Below are 15,153 nucleotides of genomic sequence, written 5' to 3'. Positions count from 1 at the left end.
TGGATGACGTGTGGCGGGCGGGGGCGTGGCCTGGCGCGTCGCGACGACGGCCGCCGGCCCCGATGGCCGATCCACGCAGGCAGCGTACCGGGCCGCCACGCCGAATGCATGGGCCTGACGTCACCGTGCCGCGGCGGCACGGTGCTGGGATTCAGTGCGGTGGCACGCCGGCCGCGACCCGGCGGCTCGACCGCAGGAAGCGCGCGCCCAGCAACACCGCGGCGACCGTGAGGCCGGCGATCAGGCCGATCCACATGCCCTGCGGCCCCCAGCCCAGGCCGAGCCCGAGCCACGCGCCGAGCGTCATGCCGATGCCCCAGTAGGCGATGCCCGCGAGCACCATCGGCATCCGCGTGTCCTTGAGGCCGCGCAGCGCGCCGGCCGACAGCACCTGAATGCCGTCGGGAAACTGGAACGCGGCGGCGTAGAGCAGCAGCGCGCCGGCGAGCGTCACCACCGCGGCGTCCTGGGTGTAGATCCGCACGACGTGGTCGTGCCCCAGCAGCAGCGCGATGCCGGACACGGTCTGCGTCGCCAGCACCAGCACCAGACCGGCGAACCCGGCCTGGCGCACGCCGCGCGCGCCGAGGCCGCGTCCGAGCGCGTGCCCCACGCGCACCGTCGTCGCTTCGGCGAGGCCGAAGGGAATCATGAAACACAGCGCCGCGACGTTGATCGCGATCTGGTGCGCGGCGGCCTCGATCTGGCCGAGCCGGCCGATCAGCAGCGCGGTCACGACGAACAGGCTGCCTTCCATCGTCACCGTCACGCCGATCGGCAGGCCGGTGCGCAGCAGCCCGCGGATCGGCGGCCACCGCGGTGGATCGAATCGGGTGAACAGCCCGAATGCGGCGAAGCGCTTCGACACCGCCAGATACACCGCGAACGCCAGCGCCTGCGCCCACATCATCAGCGCCGACGCGAGGCCCAGCCCGCCTGCGCCGCGCTCGGCGAACGGCCCCCAGCCGAAGGCCAGCACGTAGCCCATCGGGATCAGCAGCAGCAGACCGCCGAAGCCGAAGGCCATCGTCGGCAGCGTCCAGTGCAGGCCGTCGCTGAGGTAGCGCATGCAGTAGTACAGCGTCAGCGCCGGCACGCCCCAGCGGATGCCGTGCAGGAAGGCGCTCGCGCCGGGCAGGATTTCCGGCGCGATGCCCAGCGGGCCGAGCGCGCCGACCAGCAGCGTGAGCATCGCGAACAGCAGCAGGCCGAGCGCGGCCGCGAGCCACAGGGCCTGCCGGAACAGCGGGCCGACCTCGGCCTGCCGGCCGCTGCCGTCGAGCTGCGAGACCGACGGCGGCAGGGCCATCAGCGTGCCCATCGGGATCATCATCGGCAGCCAGAAGATCGCGGTGCCGACCGCGACCGCGGCCAGGGTCGTGGTGCCGTGGTGGCCGGCGATGACGCTGTCGACGAAGCCGATCAGGCCGGTGGCGAGATGGCCGAGCACCAGCGGCGCCGCCAGCACGGCAGTGCGGCGCACTTCGGAGCCGAAGCGCGGAAAATCGGGAGAGGCGGACATAGGACAGGCGGATCGGGCGACTTCGGCAGCGCGTACGGACCGGTGCGTGCGCTGGCGCCGGGGCGCGCAGGACCGGTATTTTAAGCGTGAATGCGCAGGCCGGGGGAATCCACCGGATCGGCCCGCGCCTCCGGCGGCCGCCACGCGGCCCTCGCCCCGCGCCACCTTGCCCAGGAACCGCCTCCGCATGTCCCACGCGCCCGCCACCGATGCCGCAGCCGCGACCTGCGAGAACTGCCAGACGCCGCTGCAGGGCGACTTCTGCCACCGCTGCGGCCAGTCCACGCACAGTCCGGTGCGCCACGTCGGGCATGCGGTGGAGGAAGTGTTCGAATCCTTCTGGCATCTGGACGGGCGGATCTTCCGCACCGTGCGCGACCTGTTCGTACCGGGCCGCATCGCCGAGCGCTATCTCGCCGGCCACCGCGTGCGCTACGTCGCGCCGATGCGGCTGTTCGTGATCCTGACCCTGCTGACCTTCTTCGTCGCCAAGTTCGTCGTGCAGGACGCGATGCTGGGTTTCGATCCCGGCAGCGTGGTGCAGACCACCGACACCCGCGAGGATTTCGACCAGGCGGAAACGGTCGCCGAGGTCGTCGCGCTGCGCGAATCCGCGCTGGCCGACATCGCCGAAGCGCGGCGCATTACCGGTGCCATTCCCGGCGCCACGCCGCAGCTCGCCGCCGCAGAAGACCTGGTCCGCGACCAGGCGCGCCAGCGCATCGAGGCGCTGGCACCGGGCGACGAGATCGCGGCCGCCGCGGCCGGGACGGCGACGCCCGAGGCCACCCCGTCCGCGGAGGCGGGATCCACCCCGACCGCTGCACCCGATGGCGACGCGGCGTCCGGACGCCGGAACCCGCCGACCATCGGTGGCCCCGTCGGCGAGCGCATCGAACGCAACCTGGCGCGCCTGCGCAACGACCCCGGCGCCTTCAGCGCCGCGCTGCTCGGCGTCGCGCCGACGGCGCTGTTCATCCTGATGCCGCTGTTCGCGGTGCTGCTGAAACTGTTCTACGTGTTCCAGCGGCGGCTCTACCTCGAACACGTGGTCATCGGCCTCTACAGCCACGCGGCGCTGATGCTCGGCCTGCTGCTGGTGTTCGTCTGCGCGCTCGTCACGCCGTGGCTGACCCCGCGCGCCGCCTGGGCCGCGCGTGGCCTGGGCTGGCTGCAGGCGCTGCTGCTGTGGGCGATGCCGGTGTATCTGCTGGTGATGCAGAAGCGGGTCTACGGCCAGTCGTGGCCGTGGACGCTGGTGAAGTTCGCGGTGATCGGCCAGCTCTACTTCGCGCTGTTCCTCAGCGTCGCGGTGCCGATGGCGGGCTACGCGCTGTACGCGCTGTAGCGTCGGCTCAGGGCGTCACGCGGTCGCGCAGCCAGGCGTCGCGCTGGTCCACGGGGACCGCGAGCCACTCGCGTCGCAATGCCTCGCGCTCCTGCGGCGGGGTGCGCTGCGCGAGCACCGCCAGATCGTCGCGGGCCTGCGCCGACATCGCCCGCAGCGCCAGCACCGCGTCGTCGTGCTGGTCGGCCGGCATCGCCGTGAACAGCGCATGCAGGCCCGGCCACGCGGCGCCGAGCGTCGGCCCCAGCAACCAGCCGCGTTGCATGCCGAGATCGAGTGCGTCGAAACGCGCGCGCAGCGCCAGGCGCTCGTCCCCGGGCAGCGCCGCGTAGCGCGCTTCCGCGGCCTGCAGGCGCATGCGCTCGGCATGCGGCAGGGCCTGCACGGCCTGCCAGGCTTCGCGGCGGCGGGCACGTTCCGGATCGGGCAGCGCGTGCCATTCGGCGACGCGCGCCGCGAGCGCCTGGCGCTGCGCCGGCGTCATCGCATCGAGCCGCGCGGCGCGCGTGGTCAGGCGCGTCCGGTCCGGCGCCGGCAGCGCGTCCCAGCCGGCGATCGTGGCCGGCAGCGCGAACGCACCGGTGCACGCGAGCAGCGCGACGGCCGCGAGCGCGAGACGCGGGCGCCGCAGGTCAGAGGCCGGCATCGGTGGTCTCCAGTTCGGCGGTGTCGGTCGGCGGCGGCGCGGCCGTGTCGACGTCCTCGACGACCACGGGCACGTCCAGATGCACGGCCAGCCATGCATGGAAGGCCGGGTCGGTGCGCCAGGCAGCGGTATCGGGTTCGAGCAGCAGTTCCAGGTCGCGCTCGGTCAACAGGGATAGCGCGTCGTCGAAACGCGCCTGCGGCTCGGCGGCCTCGCCCAGCGGTTCGACCCGGATGATGTCGTCGTCGCCGCGCTGCGCCGCGCTCCAGGGCCACCACCAGGTCGCCGCGAGCGCCAGCGCCGTCGCGACGGCGACGGCGGCCACGGCCGGCAACACCCAGCGCGGACGCGGCGCGTCGACGGGCGGGGCGATGTCGGTCGTCGACACATCGGGCGTGTCCGCCTGCGGGCGTGCGATCGGGAACCGCCGCAACTCCGGAACCGCGCCGTGCAACGCGGCCTCGCGCATCGCCGCCAGCCGGGTCAGCCGGTCCGGCGGCAGCGCGCGGATCGCGCCCTGCACCGTGTCGGCCAGCGCCCGCCACGCGGCGGCATCGGGGGCGCCGTCGCCCTGGTGCGGCAGTGCGCGCTGCAGGCCCAGGCGATAGGTCGCACGTGACACACCGAGCACCGTCGCCGCGTCGTGTTCGGTCAGGCCCGCGACCAGACGCAGCAGCACCGTGACCCGCGGGCCGCCGCTGAGGCCCTCGAGCGCAGGCAGGCCGTCGCCGGCCAGCGGCGCCGGGGCGCGCAGCGCCGGCGCGGCCAGCAGCAGCCCCCAGAAACGCCGCGGCCATTCGGTGAAGACGGCGGTCGCCGCGAGTCCGGTGAAATCGGCCATCGCGTTGGCCAGCGCGGCATCGCCGGTCTCGATGTCGCCGCACTGCCACTGCGCGAACAACGCCGCGCGCCGCTCCACGCCGCGCAGGAAGGCGGTGACGGCGGAGGACAGGCCGGGCGGGGGCGACGGGGTGGCTGTGGTCATCGGGAACTGCGGTGCGGACGGGGAATCATAACGAGACCGCGGTCGCATCCGCGCCTTGACAGACCGGACCGATGACGTTCCACAGCTGTTTTCTAGGGGAAACGTTGTGCACAGGGTTCACAACCCTGTCATTTCGCTGAAAGTCCAAGCCTTGCGCCGCCGCATGACAATCATGTTTCACGGATAACCTGTTGATAGAAATAAGGATATTCCGTTTGGCACTTTTTTGTCCAAACCATCGGCGAGGGCCTGCAATCCGGCACTTCGATCCTCGCGCAGGCGTTCATGCACAGGCTTATCCACAGGTCGTGTGGATAAGCACAAACCTCCTTTCGCATCCGGCACTTGCGGCCGATACATGCGGAGCCCGACAGGTAAGGCCTGCAAGCTGCCACGCGTGCCGCGACGCCGGCCCCAGTCGCTAGAATCCGGGGGTGTCCATCCCCGATCGCATCCTCCGCGTCGCGCTGCCGGTGCCGCTGCCGCGCCTGTTCGATTACCGCGCCCCGACGGCGGGCGATGTCCCCTCTGCGGCCGATGTCGGCCGCCGCGTGCGCGTGCCGTTCGGGCCGCGGGAGCTGGTGGGAGTCGTCGCCGCGGTCGAGCCGCCCGGTGTCGCGCTGCAGGGCCCCGATGCGCCGGCATTGCGCGCGGCGCTGGCCTGGCTCGACGACGCCGCCCTGCTGCGCGGCGAGCTGGCCGACTCCCTGCGCTGGCTGGCGCGCTATACCCATGCGCCGCTCGGCGAAGTGCTGGCGACCGCGCTCCCTGCCAGCCTGCGGCGCGGCGACGCGCTGCCGGAGACCCATGCCTGGGCGTGGCGGCTGACCGAAGCCGGCTCGACCGCGCTGCCCGGGCTCAAGGCCGGCGGCCGCCCACGCCGGTTCGCCGAGCTGCTGCAGGCCGCGCCGCGCGACGAGGAGGCGCTCGATCCCCTGCTCGCCGGCTGGCGCAGCGCGGCGCGCACCCTGGCGGCGCGTGCCCTGGTCGAACGGATCGCGATCCCCGCCTCGCAACTGGTCCCGGTGCCGCAGGCAGGCCCCGCCCTGCACGACGAACAGCGCGCGGCGGCCGATGCGGTGCGCGCCTGCAGCGGCTTCGCCGCGCTCCTGCTCGACGGCGTGACCGGCAGCGGCAAGACCGAGGTCTACCTGCAGGCGATCGCCGATTGCCTCGCGCGCGGTCGCCAGGCCCTGGTGCTGGTGCCCGAGATCGGCCTCACGCCGCAGACACTGGCGCGCTTCCGCGCGCGCCTCGGCGTGCCCGTGCACGCCCTGCACTCGGGCCTCAACGATGCCGAACGCGCGCGCGTCTGGGCCGCTGCGCTGCGCGGCGAGGCGCGGGTGGTCGTCGGCACGCGCTCGGCGATCTTCGTCCCGCTCCCCGACGCCGGCCTGATCGTCATCGACGAAGAGCACGACGGCAGCTACAAGCAGCAGGACGGCATCCGCTACCACGCCCGCGATTTCGCCCTGGTGCGCGGCAAGGCGCTGGACGTGCCGGTGCTGCTAGGCAGCGCGACGCCGTCGCTGGAATCGCTGCAGAACGCGGTCGCGGGCCGCTACCGGCACCTGCGGCTGTCGCATCGGGCCGGCGCGGCGCGGCCCCCGGTCGTGCGCGTGCTCGACGTGCGCAAGCGGCCGCTCGAGGCCGGCCTGTCGCCGGACCTGCTGACGGCGATCGCCGGCGCGCTCGCGGCCGGCGGCCAGGTACTGGTGTTCAAGAACCGCCGCGGCTACGCGCCGGTCCTGCTGTGCCACGACTGCGGCTGGAGCGCGCACTGTCCGCGCTGCAGCACGCCCGAGCATGCGCGGCCGATGACCGTGCACGCCAGCGGGCGCCGCCTGCAGTGCCACCATTGCGGCCACCGCGCGAGCGCGCCACTGTCCTGCCCCGACTGCGCCAGTCTGGGCCTGCAGCCGCAGGGCGTCGGCACCGAACGCATCGAGGAACTGCTCGCTGCACGCTTCACGGACGTACCGGTGCTGCGCATCGATCGCGGCAGCACCCGCGGCAAGGACGCGCTGGCGAAGATCTTCGACGATCTCGGCACCCGGCCCGGCATCCTGATGGTCGCCGTCGTCGGCATCGACGAGGGCCTGTTCTCGGCGGATTTCCGTGCCAGTGAGAAACTCGCGCAACTGCTGATCCAGGTCGCCGGCCGCGCCGGTCGCGCCGACAAGGCGGGTCTGGTGCTGTTGCAGACCCATCATCCCGAGCACCCGCTGCTGCAGACGCTGATCCAGGGCGGTTACCACGCCTTCGCCGGTGAGGAACTGCAGCAACGCGAGGCCGCCGGGTTCCCGCCGTTCGCGCCGCTGGCCCTGTTGCGCGCCGAGTCCACGCACGCCGAGCCGCCGATGACATTCCTGCACGCGGTGCGCCAGGCGTTGGCGCCGCATATTCGCGCGCGCACGGGCGATCCCGCGCAGCCCGCCGTGTGGATCGACGGCCCGGTCGCCGCGCCGATGCCGCGCCGCGCCGGCCTCTACCGCGCGCAACTGCTGCTGACGGCCGCGCAGCGTCGCGACCTGCACGGCGTGCTCGACGCCGCGCTGGTCGACATCCACGCCCTGCCGACCGCGCGCAAGACGCGCTGGTCGCTGGATGTCGATCCGGTGGATCTGTACTGAGGCACGCCTCGTGCTGCGGCATGCAGGCGCGACGCCGCCAGACCTGCGTCCCATCAAGCGAGGCAATCGCGCGCGAGGGCGCTCCTATCGGAACCTGAGCTCCGACTCATGCGCAGCGGGCTCGATGGCACTTGACGTTCAGTCGGTCGCCTTCTTCGTCCTGCGCCCGCGCGATCGCGACGCGGACGTCGCCGCGGCCTTCGGCGCCTCGCGGATTTCCACCGCCTGGCCGGCGCGTCGCACCTCGAACAGATCGATCGCCTCGATCAGGGCGCTGAGGTTGCGGTAGCCGTAGTTGCGCGCGTCGAACGAGCCCTGGTTGCGCACGTGGCTGCCGACCGTGCCCAGATGCGACCAGCCGGCATCGTCGGCGCCCGACGACACCGCGCTGCGCAGCAGCTGCACCAGCTCGCGATCGGCCTGCAGCTGCGCGGCGGTCTTGGGCTTGATCGCGCCGCCGCTGTCGTCGTCGACCGATGCGCCGAGTTTCTCCAGATACAGGAACGTCGAGCACGCCTTGACGAAGGGCGTCGGCGTCTTTTCCTGGCCGAAGCCGTAGACGCTGTAGCCGTCGTTGCGCAGGCGCATGACCAGCGGCGTGAAATCGGCATCGCTGGACACGATCGCGAAACCGTCGAGGTTGCGCGCGTACATCAGGTCCATCGCGTCGATGACCATCGCCATGTCGGACGCGTTCTTGCCGGTGCTGTAGGCGAACTGCTGGATCGGCCGGATCGCGTATTCGTGCAGCACCTTCTCCCAGCCCGACAGGTGCTGGCTCTTCCAGTTGCCGTAGGCGCGGCGCACGTTGGCGACGCCGTGGCGGGCGACCTCGGCGAGGATCACGTCGATCTTCGCGGCGGGCGCGTTGTCGGCATCGATCAGCAGCGCGATGCGTTTTTCGGAATCGAGGCGGGGGTCGCTCATGTCAGTCCTGTCGTGCGGAAAAGAGGCGCTTGGCGCACCGCACAGTGTAGGCGCGGCCGCGGACGCATGCGCCGCGACACGGGACCGGGCGCAGGCGCGCCTAGGCTGTCCAGGGGCCTTCGAACAGTTCCCGCGCCATGACGATCGCGTCCTCGCGGCCGTTGTGCGCCGGGTAGTAACGCGGGCGCCGGCCGATCTCGTTGAACCCTTCGTCGTGGTACAGCGCGATCGCATGCGGGTTCGACGGTCGCACTTCGAGGAACACGCGCTGGGCCTGGTGGCGCCGGGCGATGTCGACCAGCGCGCGGAACAGCAACCGGCCGTGGCCGCGCCCCTGGGCCTCGGGATCGATGCAGACGTTGAGCACGTGCGCTTCGCCGGCGGCGATGCTCAGCACGCCGTACCCGAGGATGCCGTCGGCGTCGTGCAGCACCCACGCGGGATAGCCCGCCGCCAGGCAGTCGTGGAAGATGCCGACCGTCCACGGGAACGGATACGCGCGCCGCTCGATCGGCATGATGAGGTCGAGATCGTCGACACGCATCGGCCGCAGCGCCGATGCGGCGGCCGGCGTTCCGCTGGCGCGCGCGCTCATTGCGGGGCGCGTCCCCGTGCGGCGCGCAGACGCCGCAGCGTGGGCCACAGCGCGCGCTTGGCCGGCGCCTGCCGCAGCGCCGCGAGGGAACCGACGCTGCGGTAGACAGCACCGGCATCGTCGGCCGCGCGGTCGCGGCCCGCCGCCTGCAGCAGCGCATCGAGCAGCGGATCGTCCGGCAACGGGGGCGCGTCGGGCGCGCCCGACTGCACGGTGTAGCGCGTGTGCCCGAGCGCATCCAGCACCGCGCACTGCAGGCCGTCCCAGCTCACGCGGTCGGCTCGGCCGGTGGCGTACGGCGACGGCGGTACAGCCACAGCCCCGGGCCCGACAGCGCGTACAGCGTCGCCGCGGCGAGCAGGGTCTTGGGCGGATCGATCCACAGCGCGATCAGGACGCCGACCGCGACGACCAGCGCCACGAACGGCACGCGATCGGAACGCGGGCCGGTGCCACCGCCCTTGAAGCTGCTGTAGCGGATCCGGCTGACCATCAGCAGGCCGCAGACCACGGTCACCGCCAGCGCGAAGAAACGCAGTTCCTCGCCAACGAAACCGAGTTCGTGGCAGGTCCAGACGAAACTCGCCATCACGCCGGCCGCGGCCGGACTCGCGAGACCGATGAAATAACGCTTGTCGACCGTCGCGACCTGGCTGTTGAAGCGCGCCAGCCGCAGCGCCGCGCACGCGGCATAGAGAAACGCACCGAGCCAGCCGATCTTGCCGAGGGTCGTGCCGTCGAGCCGCAGCGACAGCAGCGCCCAGTGATACATCACCAGCGCCGGCGCCATGCCGAAACTGATGAGGTCGGCCAGCGAGTCGTACTGCACGCCGAATTCGCTCTGGGTATTGGTCAGCCGCGCGACGCGGCCGTCGATGCCGTCGAGGATGCCGGCGACGAAAATCGCGATGCACGCCGCGGTGAACCGGCCCTGCGAGGCGGCGATGATCGCGAAGAAACCCGCGAACAGTCCCGCGGTCGTGAAGAGGTTCGGCAGCAGATAGATGCCGCGGCCACGGCGGGGGGTCGGATCGGGTGCGCTCATCCGGCGAGTGTAGCGCCTGGGAGCGCGGCGTCGCCGCGGCGGTTGCGCGCGTCGCCCGGGAGTGCTGGAATCGCGACTTTCCTGCGCGCCTCCGGAGCCCGCCATGCGTCGTCTGCCCTGCCTCGTCGTCGCGTTGCTCGCCGTCGCCGCCCTGCCCCTCGCCGCCAGCGAGGTCTACAGCTGGAAGGATGCGCGGGGCGTGACCCATTATTCGCAGACACCGCCACCGGCCGGCACCAAGTTCACGCTGCGCAACGTCAGCGCCGGCGGCGCGTCGACCGCCACCGCCGCGGCCACGCCCGCCGCGGCGCCGGTCGCCAGCGTGGCGGACGCCGCGGGCCAGGCGACGTCGCAGTGCGAACTCGCCCGCGCCAACATCGTCGCGCTGCAGGGCGAGGCACCGGTCAGCCAGACCGGCGCGGACGGCACGGCGCGGACGCTCGATCCGGCCGAACGCAGCAACCAGCTGGAGCTGGCCCAGGCCGCGGTCCGCGCCTACTGCAGCTGACCCGGCAGGAGCGTCGTCCATCCGCGCCGCAGCGCGGGTCGCGGCGGAGTCGCGTGGCACAATGGCCGGCCCTCGTCCGAGCCAGATGCCGCCGATGCGCCTGTCGCAGTTCCACCTCCGTACCGAAAAGGAAACGCCCGCCGAAGCCGAAGTCATCAGCCACAAGCTGATGCTCAAGGCCGCCGCTGGGCCTGCGGGTGCTGCGCAAGGTCGAGACGATCGTGCGCGAGGAAATGGATGCCGCCGGCGCGGTCGAACTGCTGATGCCGTCGGTGCAGCCGAAGGAGCTGTGGGACGAAACCGGACGCTGGGAGAAATTCGGCGGGCAGCTGCTGAAGATCAAGGACCGCAAGGACGCCTGGTACTGCTACGGCCCGACGCACGAGGAAGTGATCACCGATTTCGCACGCGCGGAGCTCGCCAGCTACAAGCAGCTGCCGGTGAACTTCTACCAGATCCAGACCAAGTTCCGCGACGAGATCCGGCCGCGTTTCGGCGTCATGCGCGCGCGCGAATTCCTGATGAAGGACGCGTATTCGTTCGACATCGACGAGGCCGGCATGGCCGCGTCGTATCAGACCATGCATGCGGCCTACACCCGCATCTTCACCCGCCTGGGCCTGGAGTTCCGCGCGGTGCAGGCGGATTCGGGCGCGATCGGCGGTGACGCGTCGCAGGAATTCCACGTGCTCGCCGATTCGGGCGAGGACGCGATCGCCTTCTCGACCGGCTCGGACTACGCGGCCAACGTCGAGACTGCTCGCGCCGCGACGCCGGCCGCGCGCCCGGCCGCGACCGAAGCTCTGCGCCGCGTCGACACGCCGACGCAGAAGACCTGCGAGGACGTCGCCGCGCTGCTCGACATCCCGCTGTCGCGCACCGTCAAATCCGTCGCCCTGATGGCCGGCAAGCAGTTCGTCCTCGCACTGGTGCGCGGCGACCATTCGGTCAACGACATCAAGCTGGCAAAACTCGACGGCCTCGCCGATTACCGCATGGCGACCGAGGCCGAGATTCTCGAGTTTCTCGGCAGCGCGCCCGGCTTCCTCGGCCCGGTGTCGCCGGCGCAGCCGATCCGCGTGGTGGCCGACCGCGAGGTCGCCGCGATGGCGGATTTCGTCGTCGGCGCGAATGCGGCCGGCGTCCATCTCGCAGGCGTCAACTGGAGCCGCGACCTGCCCGAACCCGACGTCGTCGGCGACCTGCGCAACGTCGTCGCGGGCGATCGCGCCGAGGACGGCGGCGAACTGAAACTCGTCCGCGGTATCGAAGTCGGGCACGTGTTCCAGCTGGGCCGCAAATATGCCGAAGCGATGGGCTGCAAGGTGCTCGATGCGACCGGCAAGGCGGTCGTGCCGTTCATGGGCTGCTACGGCATCGGCGTGTCGCGCATCGTCGCCTCGGCGATCGAACAGAACCACGACGACAACGGCATCCTGTGGCCGGCCGCGATGGCGCCGTGGCAGGTCGCGGTCTGCATCATCAATCCCAAGAACGAGCCGGAGGTGCTGGAGGCCGCCGACGCGCTGTATCGCGAACTGGCCGCAGCCGGCCACGACGTGGTGCTCGACGATCGCGGCCTGCGTCCGGGCTCGATGTTCGCGGATATCGAGCTGATCGGGATCCCGCACCGGGTCGTGGTGTCGAGCCGCGGACTCGCCGCGGGCACGTTCGAATATCGCGCGCGCAACGCCGGCGAATCGGAGAATCTCGACCGCTCAGCAGTCTTCGCGCGCCTGGCCGGCTGATCCGGCCCCACGCCGGACGTCCTGCGCACCATGACGTTCGGCACCCCCGACCGCGGGTTTCCCCGGGTTTCATTTCGGCCGGGTTTGTGCATTCGATTCCCGCGGATTAAGATGCGCCCAGGCCAGGGACCGGTTTTCTCCACTCACTTTCACGCCGGAGTCATCGATGGCTTTTGATCTGAACGCATTTTCTCCGAAAGAACTCGAATCGCTGATCGAACAGGCGAAGCAGCGCAAGACCGCCCTGAAGAAGCGCAAGCCGATCGCATCGGTGCGCAAGAAGCTGACGGATCTCGCCGCCGCCGAGGGTTACAGCGTCGCCGAGCTCTTCGGTGGCAATGCCGCCGCCGGCGCCGGACGCACCGCCACGCGCAAGGCACCGAGCCCGGCCAAGGGCCGCAAGCTCGGCAAGGTCGCGCCGAAGTACCGCAACCCGGCGGACAAGGCCCAGACCTGGACCGGTCGTGGCAAGCAGCCGCTGTGGCTGGCCGCGCAGATCAAGAAGGGCAAGAAGATCGAGGAATTCCTGATCAAGTAATGCCGCTTCGGTGGGCCGGCAGACCCGGCCCGACCGTCGAGTCATCCAGGCGCCTCCGGGCGCCTGTTTTGTTTGCGGCGGAGCGAACAGGACACGCTGCGCCGATCGGCCGCGCACGGCGGCACGGCCGGACGGGATTCAGAGATTCTTGCGCGCCGGCAGCAGCAGGTTGCCGAACAGCAGGCCGGCGATCAGCGCCAGGATGATGTTGGTCACCGCGAGCATCGCTTCCTGGCCGGCGACCACGTCCTGGCGCTGGATCAGGTTCATCACCCCGCGCAGGCTGGTGCTGCCGGGCACCAGCATGATGATGCCGGGCACGCGGATCAGCGCCCCGGGGCGGTTGGCCCAGCGCGCGTAGCCGTTGCCGGCCGCGGTGATGACCAGGCCCGAGACGAACAGCCCGACGTTCGCCCCGTAGGCGACACCGACGAAGCGCGAGATCAGATACCCCGATGCCGCGGCGGCCATCACCAGCAGCACGTCGCGGCGCGCGGCGCGGAACAGGATCGAGAACGCGAACGCGGCCACGGCCAGCGCCGCCCACTCCACCCAGTCCGGCTGCGGACGCGAACCGCGGACCTGCGGCTCGATGCCCAGCAGCTGCGCCAGCACCAGCGCGATCGCGGTCCCGACGGTCACCTTCAGCACGGTCGTGACCGCTCCGGCGAAACGCGCCGTGCCCGAGACCAGATGCTGGCTGGTCAGCTCGTTGATCGCATTGGTCAGCGCCATGCCGGGCAGCAGCACGATCAGCGACGCGATGATCACGGTATTGAGGTTCAGCGGCACGACGAAGGCCGACACCAGGATGGCGACGACGCCGGCGAGCATGCCCGCGAGCGCATCGCTGGCCTCCTTCAGCCGCACGCCGTTGCGCGTGGCAAGGTCCAGCAGCCCGATCAGCAGACCGATCGCGGCTGCCGTGCCGATGTCCGCCCAAGGGAGCCGCCACAGGCCGGCGACGCCCGCGGCGACCAACGGAAACCCGAGCACCTGCAGCAGCTTGCCGCGCCACCGGTGTTCGCGCTGTTCCAGCGCGCGCAGCGCGGCGTGGCCCTCGGCGAGATCCATGTCGCCGGCCATCACCGCCTCGACGATGCGATCGGCCTCGCACAGCTTGTAGAGATCCACCTCGCCCGGCGACATGCGGATGACGCGCGTGGTGTCGCTGTCGCCCGGCGGCCGCAGCGGATCGCTGAAGGACAGCACCATGCCGGTCGGATTGACCCACGGCTCGCAGTCCAGGCCCAGCTGCTGGGTCACCGCGATCATCGCGCCTTCCAGCCGCTGGGCGGTCGTCCCGTAGGCGTGCAGATGCTCGGCCAGTTCGACGACGAAGGCGATGCGTGCGGCGTAACTGGCGGCGGTGGCGGGAAGCGGCGAAGACATCGGCACAGGATCGCATGCGCCCCGCACCGCCGGAAGCGACGCGTCGGGCCGGCGCGCCGACCGATTCAGCCGGCGCCGGTGATGCGCGGCGTCACACGGGTTCCCTGTATCCTCGCCCCTGTTTGCCACCCGCCCGGCGACCTGCCTGCATGTCCGTTCCGCAACACGCCACGCCCAGCGCCGACCTGCCTGCCGACGACGGCAGGCTGCGGCTGCGTGGCCACTGGACGCTGGAACACGCGGGCGAGATCGAGGCGGTGCTGCGCGACCATCGCGACGGCGTGCGCGGCGTGGACGCCAGCCACATCGACCGGCTCGACTCGGTCGGCGTGCTGCAACTGCTGCGCTTCGCGGAGAAGCGCGAACTCGACTTCGGCGACTTCGAATTCCGCCGCGACCACCACGCGCTCGTCGCCGCGATCGAGGACGTGGCGGACGACCGTCCGGCGCGCAAGCGCGAGTACGGCGTCGCCGCCGCGCTCGGCCGCCTCGGCTATGCGATGCACGACAACTGGCGCGAGGTCGTCGCGCTGGTCAGCTTCTTCGGCGAAACCCTGGTCAAGCTGCTGCGCCTGGTCGCGTCGCCGCGCCGGTTCCGGCTGACCTCGACCGTGCACCACATGGAACAGGTCGGCCTCGACGCGGTGCCGTTGGTCGCCCTGCTGTCGTTCCTCGTCGGCGCGGTCATCGCGTTCCTCGGCTCGACGATCCTCGCCGATTTCGGCGCGACGATCTTCGTCGTCGAACTGGTGTCGATCGCGTTCCTGCGCGAGTTCGGCGTGCTGCTGACGGCGATCCTGCTCGCCGGCCGCACCGCGAGTGCGTTCACCGCGCAGATCGGCGCGATGGTCAGCCGCGAGGAAGTCGACGCGATCCGCACCCTGGGCCTCGACCCGATCGATCTGCTGGTGATCCCGCGGGTGGTCGCATTGCTGCTGATGCTGCCGCTGCTGACCTTCATCGCGATGCTCGCCGGCCTGACCGGCGGGCTGACGGTTGGCGCCTTCGGGCTCGACATTCCGCCGCAGGCCTACATGGCGCGCATGTACGAACAGATGGACGTGCGCCACTTCCTGGTCGGCATGTCGAAGGCGCCGATCTTCGCGCTGGTCATCTCGCTGATCGGCTGTCTCGAAGGCCTGCAGGTCGAGGGCACGGCGCAGTCGGTCGGCGAGCGCACGACCTCGAGCGTGGTGCAGACGATCGCGCTGGTGATCATCATCGACGCGGTCGCGGCGATCTGGTTCATGCACATGGGCTGGTGAC

13 protein-coding genes and 1 pseudogene are annotated in these 15,153 nt (G+C 71.2%); 6 read left to right on the top strand and 8 right to left on the bottom strand.

Going from position 1 to position 15,153, the window contains the following annotated elements; all coding sequences use genetic code 11:
- Nucleotides 1–151 precede the first annotated feature (151 nt).
- On the bottom strand, nt 152–1,522 hold the full coding sequence (locus CJ022_RS05550) for an MATE family efflux transporter (protein ID WP_101925679.1): 1,371 nt from the start codon (nt 1,520–1,522) through the stop codon (nt 152–154).
- Between the two features lie 187 nt (nt 1,523–1,709).
- Here CJ022_RS05550 and CJ022_RS05545 point away from each other — a divergent pair, with 187 nt between their 5' ends.
- Nucleotides 1,710–2,870: a DUF3667 domain-containing protein gene (locus tag CJ022_RS05545; protein WP_101925678.1), complete on the top strand. Its 1,161-nt coding sequence runs from the start codon at nt 1,710–1,712 to the stop codon at nt 2,868–2,870.
- A 7-nt stretch (nt 2,871–2,877) separates the two neighbouring features.
- Here the strand turns inward: CJ022_RS05545 and CJ022_RS05540 are convergent, their stop codons facing one another.
- Together CJ022_RS05540 and CJ022_RS05535 are read right to left on the bottom strand one after the other, a co-directional pair.
- Entirely contained in the window at nt 2,878–3,516 is a 639-nt protein-coding gene (locus tag CJ022_RS05540; protein ID WP_158238359.1) for a DUF3106 domain-containing protein, read from the bottom strand.
- Nucleotides 3,503–4,501, bottom strand: a complete 999-nt coding sequence (locus tag CJ022_RS05535) for a hypothetical protein (RefSeq protein ID WP_101925676.1) — start codon at nt 4,499–4,501, stop codon at nt 3,503–3,505. Before CJ022_RS05535 ends, CJ022_RS05540 begins: the two co-directional genes overlap by 14 nt.
- Before the next feature lie 434 nt (nt 4,502–4,935).
- Between CJ022_RS05535 and CJ022_RS05530 the strand changes: the two genes are divergently transcribed.
- Complete coding sequence (locus CJ022_RS05530; protein ID WP_101925675.1) at nt 4,936–7,134, top strand: primosomal protein N'; 2,199 nt, start codon at nt 4,936–4,938, stop codon at nt 7,132–7,134.
- A gap of 138 nt (nt 7,135–7,272) precedes the next feature.
- Here CJ022_RS05530 and CJ022_RS05525 read toward each other — a convergent pair whose 3' ends face one another.
- From CJ022_RS05525 to pssA, 4 genes are all read right to left on the bottom strand, one after another.
- On the bottom strand, nt 7,273–8,061 hold the full coding sequence (locus tag CJ022_RS05525) for an NYN domain-containing protein (RefSeq protein ID WP_101925674.1): 789 nt from the start codon (nt 8,059–8,061) through the stop codon (nt 7,273–7,275).
- Between the two features lie 100 nt (nt 8,062–8,161).
- Nucleotides 8,162–8,656, bottom strand: coding sequence for a ribosomal protein S18-alanine N-acetyltransferase (gene rimI, locus CJ022_RS05520; RefSeq protein ID WP_101925673.1), 495 nt, complete (start codon nt 8,654–8,656; stop codon nt 8,162–8,164).
- Nucleotides 8,653–8,928 (bottom strand): hypothetical protein, encoded by a 276-nt coding sequence (locus CJ022_RS05515; protein WP_101925672.1) that lies wholly within the window; start codon nt 8,926–8,928, stop codon nt 8,653–8,655. Before CJ022_RS05515 ends, rimI begins: the two co-directional genes overlap by 4 nt.
- Nucleotides 8,925–9,701: a CDP-diacylglycerol--serine O-phosphatidyltransferase gene (gene pssA, locus CJ022_RS05510; RefSeq protein ID WP_101925671.1), complete on the bottom strand. Its 777-nt coding sequence runs from the start codon at nt 9,699–9,701 to the stop codon at nt 8,925–8,927. The genes CJ022_RS05515 and pssA overlap by 4 nt, the downstream gene beginning before the upstream one ends.
- Nucleotides 9,702–9,804: 103 nt before the next feature.
- Here pssA and CJ022_RS05505 point away from each other — a divergent pair, with 103 nt between their 5' ends.
- From CJ022_RS05505 to CJ022_RS05495, 3 genes and pseudogenes are all read left to right on the top strand, one after another.
- On the top strand, nt 9,805–10,209 hold the full coding sequence (locus CJ022_RS05505) for a DUF4124 domain-containing protein (protein WP_101925670.1): 405 nt from the start codon (nt 9,805–9,807) through the stop codon (nt 10,207–10,209).
- 94 nt (nt 10,210–10,303) lie between these two features.
- A pseudogene (locus CJ022_RS05500) lies at nt 10,304–11,957 on the top strand (proline--tRNA ligase).
- Nucleotides 11,958–12,123: 166 nt separating this feature from the next.
- A complete protein-coding gene (locus CJ022_RS05495; RefSeq protein WP_101925669.1) occupies nt 12,124–12,495 on the top strand; it encodes an H-NS histone family protein in 372 nt (123 codons plus the stop codon).
- Nucleotides 12,496–12,633: 138 nt separating this feature from the next.
- Here the strand turns inward: CJ022_RS05495 and CJ022_RS05490 are convergent, their stop codons facing one another.
- Nucleotides 12,634–13,893, bottom strand: coding sequence for a threonine/serine exporter family protein (locus CJ022_RS05490; protein ID WP_101925668.1), 1,260 nt, complete (start codon nt 13,891–13,893; stop codon nt 12,634–12,636).
- A 143-nt stretch (nt 13,894–14,036) separates the two neighbouring features.
- Between CJ022_RS05490 and CJ022_RS05485 the strand changes: the two genes are divergently transcribed.
- A complete protein-coding gene (locus CJ022_RS05485) occupies nt 14,037–15,152 on the top strand; it encodes an ABC transporter permease (RefSeq protein WP_101925667.1) in 1,116 nt (371 codons plus the stop codon).
- Nucleotide 15,153: the final 1 nt, after the last annotated feature.

The sequence above is a fragment of the Luteimonas rhizosphaerae genome, assembly GCF_002849595.1.
GTDB classification, from domain to species: Bacteria; Pseudomonadota; Gammaproteobacteria; order Xanthomonadales; family Xanthomonadaceae; genus Luteimonas; species Luteimonas cellulosilyticus.
Note: the sequence above shows the minus strand (reverse complement) of the source record. Positions and strands in the feature narration are given on the sequence as shown.